A 14,647-nucleotide genomic window follows, 5' to 3' on the forward strand; every position below is an offset into this window, starting at 1 on the left:
GCAGTCATGGTCCTGACAACCGCTTCACCCGCACTCCGGCGCAGAGCCGGCAGTGCGGCGGCGATGGCCCTGCTGGGCGCGGGTCTGGCCTGCGCCGGCAATGCCTACGCCGACATGGGTGCGCCCATGCCCGATACGGCAATCGACATCGCGCTGAGCGCGACCGCCGACGTCCCTACCGTGCCCGCAGCGCCGGAACTCCCGGCCGTGGCCGTGTCCCATGCCATCGATCTGCCAGCGATGCCCACGCAAGTGGAGCTGGCCGCCGATATCCCCGTGCCGCCGCCCGTTGAACGCGTGGCGGCACCTTCCGCTAACCCTGTTGTCCCTGTTGCCCAAGCGCCTGCGTCCGAGGGACCGGTGGCCAGGGCCCCCACGGCGAAGCACCGCGCAGCCGAGGATCCGCTGGCAAAGGCCATGACCGTTGCCACGCGCGACCCCGACGCGCCGGTGACCGATGCACGCGGCGGCATGGCCAAATGGAAACCGGTGGCGCAGGCGCGGCTCGACAAACAGCGTGGCGGGTTTGACGTGGCCGGCCTGCAGGTCAGCTTCGGCATCGACCGCGCGGTCTTCGTCAACGGCGCGCTGGCCGTGGCCACCAGCATCAACATTCCCGATGTAAGCCGCATCACGGCGGCGCAGGCGCAGCAGCTGCAAGCCACGCTGGGCGGCGTGGCGGCTGCCGTAGCCAACGCCAACAACGCCGCCACCGGCGCCGTGGCAGCCGCCAATGCCGCGGCCGCCAATGCACAGGGTGCGGCGGGCGCGGCGGGGCAGTCGGCCACCGCCACGGCCAATGGCGCGGCCGCCAGCGCCCAGGGCGCGGCAGGCACGGCCCAGGCAGCGGCCAACGCAGCCGCGCAGGGTGCCAATGCCACGGCGCAGGGCGCGGCGGGCATGGCCTCGCAGGCCGTGGCCACGGCCACCGGCACGGTGACCACCAATGGCCTGTCGAACGTCGTGCAGAACGGCGCAGGCAATACGGCCAACGTTGGTGCGATGGCGAACATGCCGAGCACGGTGATCCAGAATACGCTTAACAACCAGAGCATCCAGAGCCTGATGACAATCAACGCCAGCGTGAACACGCTGGCGGCGTTCCGCACGCAGATGGCAAATACTGCGCTGAACAGTGTCATCCAAAGGACAGCCAGCATGAGGTAAGTCGCGAATACGCGGACAAGCGGTACAGGTTGCGGGCTCCTGCGAGACAGCCCGCCGTCCCCGGGGGAGGAAGACGTCATGAAGAAGCGTTCGCTGCAGGGCATCCGTTTTGCCGGCTGCTCGACGATGCTGTTGCTGGGCGGCATGAGCCACGCCCAGACACCGCCGGACGCGGGGCCACCGGCCGCCGCCCGGCTGGAGACGCTGCAGAAGGAACTGACCGAACAGTCCCGGCAGCTCGAAGCCATGAAGCGCGCGCTGGCGGAGCAGGAAGCCACCATCCGCGAGCTGCGCAATACCATCAGCCCCGACTCCCTCGCGCGCAAGCGCGGCGGCCAGCGTACCGGCGCCGATGTGTCCACCAACTCGGCTGCTGCGGCCGCCGGCAGCAGCGCCACCCAGATCAACAACACGGTGCAGCAGGGCATGCAGCAGCAGGCCCAGCAGCAGCCTGCCGGTCCGGGCGATCCGCAGAACCAGGCCCCGCCAGACAACGTGGCGCAGGGCGCCCAGCAGGGCGAGTCCCTCGCCGGCGCCGAGGAGCCGGTGGGCCGCGCGCCGGTGTCGGACGGCCGTCCGCCCGAGATCGCCCCGATCTTCGACCAGCCTGGCGTGCTGACGGCCCAGGGCAGCCTGGTGGTGGAACCGAGCTTCCAGTACGGCTATTCGTCGAACAACCGCGTGGCGCTGGTCGGCTACACGGTGATCCCGGCCGTGCTGATCGGCCTGATCGATGTGCGCGAGGTGAAGACCACCACCTACCTCAGCGCGGTGGCGTTCCGCTACGGCCTGACCAAGCGGCTCGAGATCGAAGCCAAGGTCCCCTACGTCAGCGCGAAGTCGCAGACCGTGAGCCGGGAAGTCTTCACCGGCAGCGCGTTCGACAACGTGTTCAACTCCAGCGGCAACGGCCTGGGCGACGTGGAGGCGACGCTGCGCTACCAGCTCAACTACGGCAACGAGAAGATGCCGTACTTCATCGGCTGGCTCCGCTACAAGTCGAATACCGGGAAAGATCCGTTCGAAGTGGTGACCGATTGCGTGACGCGCTGCGTCAGCAATACCACCGGCACCGGCCTGCCGCTGGGCATGCCGACGGGTACCGGCTTCCAGGCGATCCAGCCGGGCGTGACCTGGCTGCTGCCGACCGATCCGGCGGTGTTCTTCGGCACCTTCAGCTACCTGCACAACTTCGCGCGGGACAACGTCAGCCGCACCGTGCTGAACGGCCAGACCGAGTCGCTGGGCAAGATCGCCCCGGGGGACATCTTCCAGTTCAACTTCGGCATGGGCCTTTCGCTGAACGAGCATGCCTCGTTCAGTATCGGCTATGACCAGAGCATCATCTGGCCGACCAAGCAGAACGGGCAGACCATTCCGGGCTCGGTGCGCATCACGCAGGGCACGCTGCTGGTGGGCTACTCGTACCGCTTCAGCCCACGCTACACGCTGAACCTGTCGGTGGGTGCCGGCCTGACCCGCGACACGCCGGACCTGACTGTCACGCTGCGCCTGCCGATCACATTCTGACGCAGGCAGATAGCGCGAGGTGACGCGCGGCGCGCATGCGCGATGTTTCAAGCGCGCGTCACCACGGAGCGTGCCGCAGCGCGCCTTGCAACCGGTCTGCGAACGGAGTAGAACGAACCTATCCCGTCCCGCACCGACGGATACCCAAGCCGGGGCGGCCTGAGCCTGAAGAGGAGACTAGCCATGCGCAAACGCATCTTCTGGTTGTTGCCCGACCTGCCAAGCGCCCGCCGCACCATGGACGACTTGCTGCTGGCCCGCATCGAGAATAGCCACATCCATTTCGTGGCGCGCGATGGGTCAGACATGACCGGATTGCATGAGGCGAACCTGTTCCAGACCTCCGACATCGTCCACGCCGCCGAGATGGGGCTGATGGTGGGCGGTGGCGTGGGGATCGTGGCCGGTGTGGTGGTGGCGATGTTCCCTATCGTCAGCGACACGCCGCAGTGGGGCCTGGTCGGCGTGCTGGCCGTGCTGGGCGCGGTGTTCGGGGCCTGGGCCTCGAGCATGATCGGCAGTTCGGCCCCCAACAGCCGGCTGCGCGCCTTCGAGAAGGACATCGAGGCCGGCAAGCTGCTGCTGATGGTGGACGTGCCGCGCGGCCGCATCGAGGAAATCGAGATGCTGCTCCAGCGCGCCCATCCGGAAGCCCGCTTCGCCGGGATGGACCCCGCAGTGCCGGCGTTCCCCTGAGCCCTTCCTGGGCCCTTCGCGGAACGCTTCGCTGCATTGCAACGCTTAGCCTGCGCGCCCCCGTGGCGCGCCCCGGCGCACGGCTTGTCGTGCGCCACGCTGCGGCCACACCCGCGCCGCCACCCGGAGCTTTACAGGCAAACGGTGTGCTGCCGCAGCAACACCCCTCCCGACCCTCCCCATCTGGATGTTTGAACATTTACCCCCGTTGAGGTAAGTTGCGGGCATCGCACGGCCGTCCTCACGGGGCGCGCCGCGCGCCGCAGCGGCAAAAAATTACTAGTCAGCCAGCAGCTTTTGGAGGGGTCACAATGAACGCAAGGAGCTTTGCGTGCGGCATGCTTGCCGCCACGCTGGGGTTTGTCGCGCCCGTGGCGGTGCACACCGCGCACGCGGAACCGGGGATCAGCAAGGGCACCATCCGCATCGGCCAGTCGGCCGGCGTGACCGGCCCGGTAGCCGGCTCGGTCAAGGAGCAGATCGCCGGGGCGCAGGTCTACCTGAAGACCGTCAACGCCAACGGCGGCGTGGCCGGGCGCCGCATCGAGCTGGTGACCTACGACGATGGCTTCGACGCCAAGCGCACCCCCGACAACGTCCGCAAGCTGATTGCCGAGGACAAGGTCTTCGCGCTGTTCATGGTGCGCGGTACGCCGCAGAACGAGAGCATCCTGCCGATCATCGGCGCGGAGAAGGTGCCGCTGGTGGCCCCGCTGACCGGCGCCATCACGCTGCATCGCCCGGTCAACCGCTATGTGTTCAACGTGCGCGCCAAGTACCAGGACGAAGTGGCCCGCGCCATCAACCACCTCGCCACCTCCGGCATGAGCCGGATCGCCATCTTCTACGCCAACGACGGCTTCGGGCAGGACGTGTTCGAAGGCTTCACCACCGCGCTGCAGGCGCGCGGCGTGCAGCCGGCGGCGGCGGCCTCGTTCAACCGGCCGATGGGCGATATCGGCCAGGGCGTGGCCAACGTCCACAAGGCCAATCCGCAGGCCGTGATGGTGATCGGCTCGGGCTCGGAAGCCGCGCGCATCATCAAGGAACTGAAGCGGGCCGGCAGCGAGGCGCAGTTCGTCACGCTCTCCAACAACGCCGCCGACTCCTTCATCAAGGAACTGGGCGATGACGGGCGCGGGCTCATCATCACGCAGGTGGTGCCGGGCATGAACTCCAGCCAGATGAGCATCGCCAGCGAGTACCGCAGCATGGCCAAGGCCCAGAACGTGGAGCCGAGCAACGCGGGCATGGAAGGCTTCATGTCGGCCAAGGTGCTTGTGGAAGGGCTGCGCCGTGCGGGGCCGGAGCCCACGCGGGAGAAGCTGGTGACCGCGCTGGAAGGCCTGCGCGACTACGACCTCGGCGGCATCCTGATCAGCTACAGCCCCACGCGCCACACCGGCTCGTCGTTCGTCGAGATGTCGATCGTCTCGTCCACGGGCAAGCTGATTCGCTGACGCGTCAGGGAACCCCCGGCGCCATGCCGGGGTGTTTTTCCGGCTGCTGCGCTGCGGTATAGTCGCCGCATGCCGATTTCCACCGCAGTCTCCCCATCCCCCTTTTCGCTCGATGGCCGCGTCGCGCTGGTCACCGGCGGCGCGCAGGGCCTTGGCCGCGCGATTGCCGCCGGCCTGGCCGCCGCCGGCGCCCACGTGCTGGTCTGCGCCCGCAGCGCCGACCGCGTGGCAGACACCGTGGCGCAGTTGCAGGCCAGTGGCGGCAGCGCCGAAGCCCTGCCGCTCGACATCACCGACGAAGCCGCCGTCGCCGCCACCTTCGCGGCGCTCGCCACCCGGCCGGGCCGGCTCGACATCCTGGTCAACAACGCCGGCACCCGCAACCGCGCTTCCATGGTCGATCTCGACGCTGGTGACCTGCGCGCCATGCTCGAGACCAATCTCGTCGCGCCCTACACGCTGTGTCGCCACGCTGCGCAACTGATGCAGCGCGGGCAGTACGGGCGCATCGTCAATGTCTCGTCGATCGCCGGGCAGGTGGCGCGCGCCAACGACGTGCTCTATCCGGCCACCAAGGGCGGGCTGGACGCCCTCACGCGCGCCATGGCGGCCGATCTGGGCCGCCACGGCATCACCGTCAACGCCATCGCGCCCGGCTACTTCGCCACCGAGCCGAACCAGTCGATGGTGGCGGACGGCACGGTCGCCGAATGGCTGCGCAACCGGACCTCGCTGGGCCGCTGGGGCCAGCCGGACGAAGTGGCCGGCGCGGCGGTCTTCCTCGCCTCACCGGCGGCATCGTACGTCAGCGGGCAGGTGCTGGCCGTCGATGGCGGCTACCTCGGCCACTTCTGACGCAGGCAGTCGATCATCGCCGCCGCGGCGGCCGAATCGCCCCGCTCCTTGAGCCGCACCAGGCAGATGTCGCGCACCAGCGACGGCATCTGCAACGGCCGCACCGCCAGCCCCTCGCGCCGGAACTGGAACAGCGCCAGCGCCGGCACCACCGAGACCCCCAGCCCCGCCTCCACCAGCGCCGCCACGGTGGCCAGGTGCTCCACCTCCATCACGCCATTGACCCGCAGCGGATGCAGCGCCGCATCCAGGTGCTGGCGCACGCTGCTTGTGCGGGAGAGCTGGATGAAGGGCAGCCCGGCCAGCGCCTGCGGCGCGATGCGTCGCTTTGCCGCGAGCGGATGGTCTGCCGGGCAGACCAGATGGAAGTTGTCGTGGACCAGCGGCTCGATGCGCAGGTCGGCATCCTGGGCCGGCGCCGGGGCCAGCGCGAAGTCCGCCTGCCCGCGCCGCACGAGATCGATGCAGCCATCGGCCAGTTGATCGTGCAACTCCAGCGAGATGCCGGGGTAGCGGCGATGGAAGTCCGCGAGCAGCGGCGGCAGGTCGCCGCCCGCCAGCGAGGGCAGCGCGGCGATGGCCACGCGGCCCTTGCGGCGCTCGGCGTGGTCGCGCAGGTCCTCGAATGCCGTCTCGAAGTCGGCCAGCAGCCGGCGCGCCACTTCCTCGAAGCGGCGGCCGTCCGCGCTCAGCTCCACATGGCGCGTGGTGCGCTCGAACAGCCGGCTGCCGGCCTGCTCCTCCAGCGTCTGCACCAGCGTGCTGAAGGCCGACTGGGAGAGGTGGCACGCCTGCGCCGCGCGCGTGAAATTGCGGTGCGTGGCCAGCGCCACGAAGGCGCGCAGGTGCTTGACCGACAGGTTCGGGATCATGGCGGGCGGGATTTATCCACAGAACCGATAGATTAATCCAAATGATCTGTTTGATGGTGGGAGCGGCGAAGCCTAGAATCGGATCGCCTTCCCCCCTCTTCCGCGAACGCCCATGACTGCTCCCCTGCTGATCGGCTCCGGCGCCGGCTTCTCCGGTGACCGTACCGATGCCGCCTTGCCCGTGGTGCGCACGCTGATCGCCGCCGGCGGCCCGGCGGCCCTGATTTTCGAGACGCTGGCCGAGCGCACGCTGGCGCTGGCGCAACTTGCGCGGCGCAGCGATCCCGAGCATGGCTACGAGCCGCTGCTCGACCAACTCCTGACGCCCGTGCTCGGCCTGTGCCTGGCCAACGGCATCCCCATCGTCGGCAACTTCGGCGCGGCCAACCCGCGCGCGGCGGCGCGCCGTATCGGCACCCTGGCGGCGCAGCTTGGCCTCGCGGCACCGCGCGTGGCCGTGGTGGAGGGCGACGACCTCTCGCACGACGCCGGCCGCGCCGTGCTGCGCGGCATCGTGGGCCCGTCCTTCCCGGAAGCGCGCTTCGTCTGCGCCAACGCCTATATCGGCGCGCGCGGCATTGCCGATGCCCTGCGCGACGGCGCGCAGGTCGTGGTCTGCGGCCGCGTGGCCGACCCCGCCCTGGCCGTGGGGCCGGCCATGGCGCACTTCGGCTGGGCCTGGGACGACTGGGACCGCCTGGCCGCCGCCACCATGGCCGGCCACCTGCTCGAATGCGGCGCCCAGGTCAGCGGTGGCTACTTTGCCGATCCGGGCATGAAGGACGTGCCGGACGTGCACGCGGTGGGCTTCCCCATCGCCCAGCTCGACGCCGACGGCGGCATCGAGATCTTCAAGGCGGCCAACACTGGCGGCTGCGTGGACCTCCGCACGGTGAAGGAGCAGTTGCTGTACGAAGTCCACGATCCGAGCGCCTACCTGACCCCGGACGTTGTGGCGGACATCGGCGCCGTGACCGTGTCCCAGATCGGCCCGGACCGCGTGGCGGTGCGCAACATCCACGGCCACCCCCGGCCCGAGCAACTCAAGGCCAACCTGTTCTATCAGGGCGGATGGTTCGCGGAGGGCGAGATTTCCTATGCGGGGCCCAACGCGGCGGCGCGCGCCCGGCTGGCGGCCGACATCCTGCGCAAGCGGATGCAGGGCCTCGGCCACGATGTGCCGATCCGCTTCGACCTGATTGGCGTGCTGAGCGTGTTTGCCGACGATGGCGGCGCCATGCTGGCGGCGCCCCAGCCGGGCGAGGCCGCCGCGCAGGATGTGCGCCTGCGCGCCGCGCTCGCCCACGAGGACAAGGCGGTGGCCCAGACGCTGCTGCGCGAGGTCAACGCGCTCTACACCTGCGGCCCGGCCGGCGGCGGCGGCGTGCGCACCGCGCTGCGCGCGCGGCTCAATGCGATGTCGTGCCTGGTGCCGCGCGATGCGGTGTCGCCCACCCACGTCCTCGTTGCCTGACCGGAGACCGCCATGACTGCCACCACCGCCGCCACCGCCCCGCTCTACCAGTTTGCCCACGGCCGCACCGGCGACAAGGGCGACCGCTCCAATATCAGCGTCATCGCCTACGACGCGCGCGACTTCGATCACCTCGTGACCCATGTGACCGAAGACGCCGTGCGGGCCCTGTTCGCCCACCGCCAGCCCACGGCGGTGAAGCGCTACGTCGTGCCGTCCATCCAGGCGATGAATTTCGTCATCGATGGCGTGCTCGACGGCGGCGTCAACGACGCCCTCAATCTCGACACGCACGGCAAGGCGCTCGCGTTCCTGCTGCTGGGCCTGCCGATTCCCGTGCCGCCGCGCCTTGCCGCCGGCACTTCCTGATCGATTCTTCGCTTTTTTCTGATCCAGCGACCTCTTACAACAAATCGAGGAGACAACGATGTACGGATTCCGCAGCCCGCTTACCCTGGTCGCGCTCGCCTGCCTGGCCCTGCCGGCCGGCAGCGCCTGGGCCGAATACCCCGACAAGCCGATCCGCTTCGTCGTGCCGTTCGCGGCCGGCAGCGCCACGGACCAGCTCGCGCGCGCCGTGGGCCAGGCCATTACCGTGGACAGCAAGGTCACCGTGGTGGTGGACAACAAGCCCGGCGCCAACGGCTTCATCGCCGCCAGCGACGTCGCCAAGGCCAGCCCGGACGGCTACACGGTGCTGATCACCACCAACACCACCCACGCGGCCAACGAGCACCTGTTCAAGAAGCTGCCCTACGACCCCGTGAAGGACTACGCGCCTGTGACGGCGCTGGGCCGGGGCGGCCAGATCATGGTGGTGAACCCGCAGGTGCCGGCCAAGACCGTGGGCGAGTTCATCGCGCTGGCCAAGAAGGAGCCGGGCAAGCTGAGCTTCGGCAGCGGCAGTTCGTCGTCGCGCATCGCGGGCGAGCTGTTCCAGCAGATGGCCAACGTGCAGCTGCTGCATGTGCCGTACAAGAGCAATCCGCTGGCGATTACCGACCTGCTCGGCAACCAGATCCAGATGATGATCACGGACACCGCTACCGGCCTGCCGCAGGTGAAGTCGGGCAAGCTGCGCGCGCTGGGCGTGTCGGGCAAGGCGCGCTCGCCGCTGGCGCCGGACGTGCCGACCATCGACGAGGCAGGGGTGAAGGGCTACGAGATGAGCTACTGGTTCGCGGCCTACGCACCGGCCGGCACGCCACCGGCGGTGGTGACCAAGCTCAACCAGCTGCTGGTGAAGGCGGCGAAGAGCGACACCGCGTCCACGTTCTATCAGTCAACCGGGACCGAGGTGTTCACGAGCACGCCGGCCGAGCTGGCCAAGTTCCAGGGTCAGGAATCGGCCAAATGGGGCCGGATCATCAAGTCGGCGAACATCCAGCCGGAGTAATCCGCCCACGCAGAAACGGGTACGCCCGCTGCTATGAAAAGACGCCCGCTATTGCAGCGGGCGTCTTTTTTTGCCTTACGGCTTCAGCCCGAGGCGGTAGGCCACTGCGTACGGCAGCTTGCCGGGCTTGGTCGAACCCACCGGCTGCGAGAGCGCCGTGAACTCGGTTTCGTTCAGCGTGGTCAGGCCGCCCAGTTGCGCGGCGGTCTTGCCGTTGCTGACCACGGCGTCCGGCGCCAGCGCCACCATGGCGGCCGAGGCGCGGTGCACGGCGTCGAGGTAGCTCGCGGTGTCGTCCAGGTTGACCGTCTTCAGGTCCACCACGCCGCGCAGCCAATCGCCCCAATAGAACTCCGTGAACTCGGTGGCATCGGTCGGCTGGCTGTAGCCGATGTCGCGCGTGAAGTAGACCAGCGCGCGGTACGGGTCGTTGCCGAGGCCGTTCTTCAGGCCCAGCGCGCGCGGCAGGTCAGCCGGGTAGGTCGGCTGGTTGGCGCCGTCCTTCGACCAGATCAGCTTGCGCTCGCGCAGCGTGCGGAAGAACGTGGCGCGGTTCAGCGTGGACAGGTTGTCCTGCACGCGGATCCACATCTTCGACTGCGCGCCGCCGGTGTCGGCGTCCCAGATCGACGTGAACGAGTGGTGTCCATCGGTCAGGAACGGCTCGCCGTAAGGCCCCACCACCAGCGTCTTCATGTCGGCCGGCTTGTTGCCGACCGCCTTGGTGCAGCTGAAGGAGGCGAGGTCGCTGAGGCGGGACGTGGCTGCATCCCAGGTGCTGGTCTTGTTCTGGCCGTTGGTCTCGCAGGCGTCGTCGAACTTCTTGATCGGGTCCGCGGCGTAGCGGCCGAGCTTGTAGTAGATCTGGTCGCGGCCGATGGCCGGCTGGGTGGGGCGCAGATCGGCCAGCGTGACGAGGATGTTCTGCCCTGCAGTGGCCGTCAGGTAGGTCGAGACCGGCGTCGGCGCGGCCATCGGGGCGCACACGGCGGGAAGCTGTCGCGTGCTGCCCGGCACCTGCCGGAGCTGGTACGCGAGGTTCTTGCTCACCGGCAGCCAGGTCAGGCCGAGCGATTGCGCCTGGCCGGCCACGGTGGCCTGCCACGTGCCCGAGACCAGCCCGTTGGCGGCGGCCCCGCCGGCGCGGTTGTAGGCCAGCGTCACGTCCACGGGGATGTTGTCCGCGGCGAGCGTGGTGCCCGCCACCGAGACGATGTTGCGGCGCGTACGGCCCGTGGCGGCGTTCTTGTCGTCGAGTTCCGGCTCGGCGCAGACCCAGTCGCCATCGATGCCATTGGCGGCGACGGCCGTGGCCGTGCGCACGACCCAGCTACCGGTGGGCGCCGTGGCGCTGGCGCCGGTTTCGTCGACGAAGAGCGCCACCTGGCCCTGCTGGCGGCCTACGAACAGGCGGCCGACCGTGCTGCCGCCCAGCGTCAGCGCGAAGGCGCCCGGATAGCGCGACTGGTCGGCATCGGCCGCCAGCTTGCCCGACTGGCCGCCGGCGCAGTCGGCGCTGTAGCCCAGCCCGGCGCAGACGCGCACGTTGCCATCCGCGCCGATATTGAGCTGGCCCGCGCTGGCGGCGTCGCCGGCCTGGCGCAGGTAGCTGTAGGTGCCGGCGATGTCGGCCAGCTGCGCGCCACGGTTGCCGGCCGAGATATAGCCCTGGAGCAGGGCGCCGTTGCCGGCCTTGACGTTGGGCACCTGGCCCAGCGCGCCGGAGAGCACGCCGTCATCGAGCGTGAAGCGGAAGGTGATGGCGGCGGCGGCGGCAGCCAGTGCTGCCGGTACGTCGGTGCCGCTGGCGGCGAGGCCGGTCACGCGGTAGGTGCCGTCTTCCAGCACGTACTGGCCCACCAGTGCCCCGGCCAGGCCGAAGCGGGAATCGAGGAAGCGCAGGGTGAGCTGGCCGGCGGCGGGTTTGTCGAGTTCGACGGATACCGTGTCGCCAAAGCTGACCGCGCCGACGTACAGCGATCCGCCCGACAGCGGCTGCACCGATGCCGGCTGCGTGGTGCCGCCATTGCCGCCGTTGCCACCATTGCCACCGGTACCGCCATTCGCGGCGCTGCCGTTGTCATCGTCGCCGCCGCAGGCGCCGAGCGCGAGCGTGGCCGAGATCAGCGCGGCAAAGGCTGCCTGCCTGGTCCTCTTTCCCATGATTTCCCCTGTTCGTTGTTGTAATCGATAAGTGCCGAAGACGGCACGTGGTCGCGCGTCAGTCTAGGCAGCGGCGATGACACTCCCATGACAGCGCCGGTGGCGTGGATTTCGCCTAGAGTGGCTAGATCGGAACTGCTGGAGCGAGGCCATGGGGCACGAATCGACACACATGCACCGGGGCCGGCGCAGGGTGCTGGGGGCGATGGGGCTTGTGGTCGTGGCGGGCGCGCTGCCGGCCATGGCGCAGACGCCAGCCAAATCGAAGATCGGCGTGATCGGCTCGGGGCGCATCGGCGGCACCGTGGGCGGCCTGTTCGTGAAGGCTGGGCACCCCGTGATGTTCTCCTCGCGTCACCCGGAGTCCCTGAAGAGCCTGACCGATTCGCTCGGCCCGCTGGCACAGGCCGGCACGGTGGCGCAGGCGCTGGCCTTTGCCGATGTGCTGCTACTGGCCGTGCCCTACGGCGCCGTGCCCGAGGTGGGCCAGCAGAACAAATGGCAGGGCAAGATCGTGCTCGATGCCACCAATGCGGTCTCGCCGCGCGACGGGGCGATCGTGGAGGAGGTGAAAGCCAACGGCATCGGCGCCACCACGGCCAAGTACCTGGCCGGCGCGCGGATCGTGCGCGTGTTCAACTTCACGGGCGCGGCGGAGTTTGCCCGCGAGAGCCATCGCCAGGGCGCGCTGATGGCGGTGCCGATGGCTGGCGACGACGCGGCTGCGCTAGCCGTGGCCGCGCAACTGGTGCGTGAGGTGGGGTTCGAACCGGTGGTGGTAGGCGGCCTGTCGACGGCGGACCGCTTCGCGCCGGGTGGCAAGCTGTTCCGCCAGATGGGCTCGGCGGACGCTTTCCGGCGCGCGATGGCGGAGTAACAGTGGTGGAGTAACAGCGGCGGAGTAACAGCGCCGGAAAATCAGCGCCGCCGCCACTCCATGGCGACCATCGACGGCGCAAAGCCGAGTTGGCCGAAGAAGGCGGCTTCCGAGGAGCGTGCCGCGCGCAACACCCAGACGATGTCGGGATCGTTGCCCATGACCTGGCGCACCAGCGCCCGGCCGATGCCGCGCCGGCGATGCTGCGGCGCCACGGCCACCATCGAGATGTAGCCGTTGGCGATGTCGTCGCAGAGGGCGCGGGCGAAGCCGATCACCTCGCCCTTCTCCACGGCCACGGCTACGCGTTGGGAATTGGCGATCAGTTGCGCGAAGCGTTCCGCATTGCCGACCTGTTGCTCCCAACCGTTGGCGGCCAACAGACGCCTGGCCGCCTCGATCTCTGCGGGCAACGGGTTACGGATTTCCATCGACGGCTCCTCCTGCCAGATACCATGTCGCGTGCCACACCCCCAACCAAAGTGGGGAGCGCAGCGGCGTTTGCGCCACGAAGCTGCGATGTGCGGCGCGAATGGCGACAGAGTGTAGCGAAGCGGATATGGATGCGTCAAACAATGCACGGTGCAAAGCGCACAAGCGTTCGTATTCCCACGCAACGCCATCGATTGCCGCCACGGCGCGATGCCGCGCGGTATGATGGTCGCCATGAACGCCTCGATCTTCTCTTCCGCCCATCCGGCCGATCAGTTGGCCGAGTTCTCTGACGCGGACAGCGCGCTGGCGCGCATTCGCGAGATCTACGACGGCTCGGTCGCCGCCGTGCGCGCGCGCTTCGACGCCTTCGCGCAGGGCAAGCCCCTCCCATCGGCGGCGCACGCGTGCTACCCGTACCTCGGCATCTCGGTCAACCTCGAAACCATGGTGACCGACAGCCGCCCTTCGTGGGGTACGGTCGCCTACCCCGGCGTGTACGGCACCACGGTCACGCGACCGGACCTGCTGTGCGACTACTACCGCGACCAGATCGAGCGCCTGATGCGCTATCACCGCGTGCCGGTGGTCGTCGGCCTGTCGCGCCGGCCGATCCCGCTGCCGTTCGTCATCGAAGCTTCGACCACCGACATCAGCTACACCCAGGCGCGCGAGCTGGAGGCGTCGTTCGTGCTGCCCGAGCTGAGCCGCATCGACGACTCCATCGCCAATGGCACCTACGAGCCCACGCCCGGCGAAGCCTGGCCGCTCTCGCTGTTCTCGGCGGAGCGCGTGGACCTGGCCCTGCAGCGGCTCTACCACTACACCGGCACGGCGCCGCACCACTTCCAGCGTTTTGTCCTGTTCACGAACTATCAGCGTTATGTCGATGAGTTCGTCGCGCTGGGCCGCTCGCTGATGTCTGGGGATGGCGGCGACGGCTACGTGCGCTTCATCGAACCGGGGGACGTGACCCAGAACCTCGGCGAAAGCGAACCCGACGACGCCACCCGCCCGCGCGCGCTGCCGCAGATGCCGGCCTACCACCTTGTGCGCGAGGACAAGCTCGGCGTCACGCTGGTCAATATCGGCGTCGGGCCGTCGAACGCGAAGACGATGACCGATCACCTCGCCGTGCTGCGTCCGCATTGCTGGCTGATGGTGGGTCACTGCGGCGGCCTGCGCCGCTCGCAGCAGCTTGGCGACTACGTGCTGGCGCACGCCTATGTGCGGGACGACCACGTGCTCGATCACGACCTGCCGCCATGGGTGCCGGTGCCGCCGATCGCCGAGATCCAGGTGGCGCTGCAGGAGGCCGTCGCCCGCATCACCGGCCTGTCCGGCAACGAGATGAAGACGCGCATGCGGACCGGGACGGTGGTGTCCACCGATGACCGCAACTGGGAGTTGAAGTCGAAATCGCTCTATGCGCGCTTTAACCAGTCCCGCGCGATTGCCATCGACATGGAAAGTGCGACGGTCGCCGCCAATGGCTTCCGGCTGCGCGTGCCCTACGGCACGCTGCTATGCGTGTCCGACAAGCCCTTGCATGGGGAGTTGAAGCTGCGCGGCATGGCCAATACCTTCTATCGGCAGCGCGTGAGCCAGCATATGACGATCGGCCTCGAGGCGATCCGTATCCTGCGGGAGAACGGCGTGGAAGAACTCCACTCGCGGAAGTTGCGCAGCTTCGACGAGCCGGCCTTCCGCTGAGCATTGCCCCCC

Annotated in this window: 13 protein-coding genes; 10 read left to right on the forward strand and 3 right to left on the reverse strand. The window is 68.9% G+C overall.

Annotated elements, in window-relative coordinates; all coding sequences use genetic code 11:
* The first annotated feature begins 6 nt into the window (after nt 1-6).
* The 5 genes from BM115_RS12860 (at nt 7) to BM115_RS12880 (ending at nt 5,708) form a co-directional block, all read left to right on the forward strand.
* Nucleotides 7-1,167, forward strand: a complete 1,161-nt coding sequence (locus BM115_RS12860) for a hypothetical protein (protein ID WP_092294273.1) — start codon at nt 7-9, stop codon at nt 1,165-1,167.
* Nucleotides 1,168-1,245: 78 nt separating this feature from the next.
* Nucleotides 1,246-2,697, forward strand: a complete 1,452-nt coding sequence (locus BM115_RS12865) for an acetate kinase (RefSeq protein ID WP_092294275.1) — start codon at nt 1,246-1,248, stop codon at nt 2,695-2,697.
* A 183-nt stretch (nt 2,698-2,880) separates the two neighbouring features.
* A complete protein-coding gene (locus BM115_RS12870; RefSeq protein WP_092294277.1) occupies nt 2,881-3,393 on the forward strand; it encodes a DUF1269 domain-containing protein in 513 nt (170 codons plus the stop codon).
* Nucleotides 3,394-3,704: 311 nt separating this feature from the next.
* Entirely contained in the window at nt 3,705-4,853 is a 1,149-nt protein-coding gene (locus BM115_RS12875; protein WP_092294279.1) for an ABC transporter substrate-binding protein, read from the forward strand.
* Between the two features lie 69 nt (nt 4,854-4,922).
* The gene (locus BM115_RS12880; RefSeq protein WP_092294281.1) at nt 4,923-5,708 is read left to right on the forward strand and encodes an SDR family oxidoreductase; all 786 of its coding nucleotides are present in this window, start codon (nt 4,923-4,925) and stop codon (nt 5,706-5,708) included.
* Here the strand turns inward: BM115_RS12880 and BM115_RS12885 are convergent.
* A complete protein-coding gene (locus BM115_RS12885) occupies nt 5,690-6,580 on the reverse strand; it encodes a LysR family transcriptional regulator (RefSeq protein ID WP_092294283.1) in 891 nt (296 codons plus the stop codon). The two genes, BM115_RS12880 and BM115_RS12885, sit on opposite strands and share 19 nt — an antisense overlap.
* A gap of 112 nt (nt 6,581-6,692) precedes the next feature.
* On the opposite strand from BM115_RS12885, the gene BM115_RS12890 reads away from it, so the two are divergent.
* Genes BM115_RS12890 through BM115_RS12900 form a run of 3 tightly spaced genes read left to right on the forward strand, consistent with a single transcriptional unit; the run spans nt 6,693 to nt 9,450 of the window.
* Nucleotides 6,693-8,054 carry an acyclic terpene utilization AtuA family protein gene (locus tag BM115_RS12890; protein WP_092294285.1) on the forward strand — a complete coding sequence of 454 codons (1,362 nt, stop codon included), beginning with the start codon at nt 6,693-6,695 and terminating at the stop codon, nt 8,052-8,054.
* Nucleotides 8,055-8,066: 12 nt separating this feature from the next.
* The gene (locus tag BM115_RS12895) at nt 8,067-8,423 is read left to right on the forward strand and encodes an AtuA-related protein (RefSeq protein WP_092294287.1); all 357 of its coding nucleotides are present in this window, start codon (nt 8,067-8,069) and stop codon (nt 8,421-8,423) included.
* 58 nt (nt 8,424-8,481) lie between these two features.
* Nucleotides 8,482-9,450, forward strand: a complete 969-nt coding sequence (locus BM115_RS12900; RefSeq protein WP_092294289.1) for a Bug family tripartite tricarboxylate transporter substrate binding protein — start codon at nt 8,482-8,484, stop codon at nt 9,448-9,450.
* A 75-nt stretch (nt 9,451-9,525) separates the two neighbouring features.
* Here BM115_RS12900 and BM115_RS12905 read toward each other — a convergent pair whose 3' ends face one another.
* Nucleotides 9,526-11,613 carry a ParB/Srx family N-terminal domain-containing protein gene (locus BM115_RS12905; RefSeq protein ID WP_092294291.1) on the reverse strand — a complete coding sequence of 696 codons (2,088 nt, stop codon included), beginning with the start codon at nt 11,611-11,613 and terminating at the stop codon, nt 9,526-9,528.
* A 151-nt stretch (nt 11,614-11,764) separates the two neighbouring features.
* Here BM115_RS12905 and BM115_RS12910 point away from each other — a divergent pair, with 151 nt between their 5' ends.
* Nucleotides 11,765-12,490 carry an NADPH-dependent F420 reductase gene (locus BM115_RS12910; RefSeq protein WP_092294293.1) on the forward strand — a complete coding sequence of 242 codons (726 nt, stop codon included), beginning with the start codon at nt 11,765-11,767 and terminating at the stop codon, nt 12,488-12,490.
* 41 nt (nt 12,491-12,531) lie between these two features.
* Here the strand turns inward: BM115_RS12910 and BM115_RS12915 are convergent, their stop codons facing one another.
* Entirely contained in the window at nt 12,532-12,921 is a 390-nt protein-coding gene (locus BM115_RS12915; protein WP_092294295.1) for a GNAT family N-acetyltransferase, read from the reverse strand.
* 223 nt (nt 12,922-13,144) lie between these two features.
* On the opposite strand from BM115_RS12915, the gene BM115_RS12920 reads away from it, so the two are divergent.
* Nucleotides 13,145-14,635, forward strand: a complete 1,491-nt coding sequence (locus BM115_RS12920; RefSeq protein WP_092294397.1) for an AMP nucleosidase — start codon at nt 13,145-13,147, stop codon at nt 14,633-14,635.
* Nucleotides 14,636-14,647 lie beyond the last annotated feature (12 nt).

The sequence above is a fragment of the Cupriavidus sp. OV096 genome (assembly GCF_900115455.1).
Classification (GTDB): domain Bacteria; phylum Pseudomonadota; class Gammaproteobacteria; order Burkholderiales; family Burkholderiaceae; genus Cupriavidus.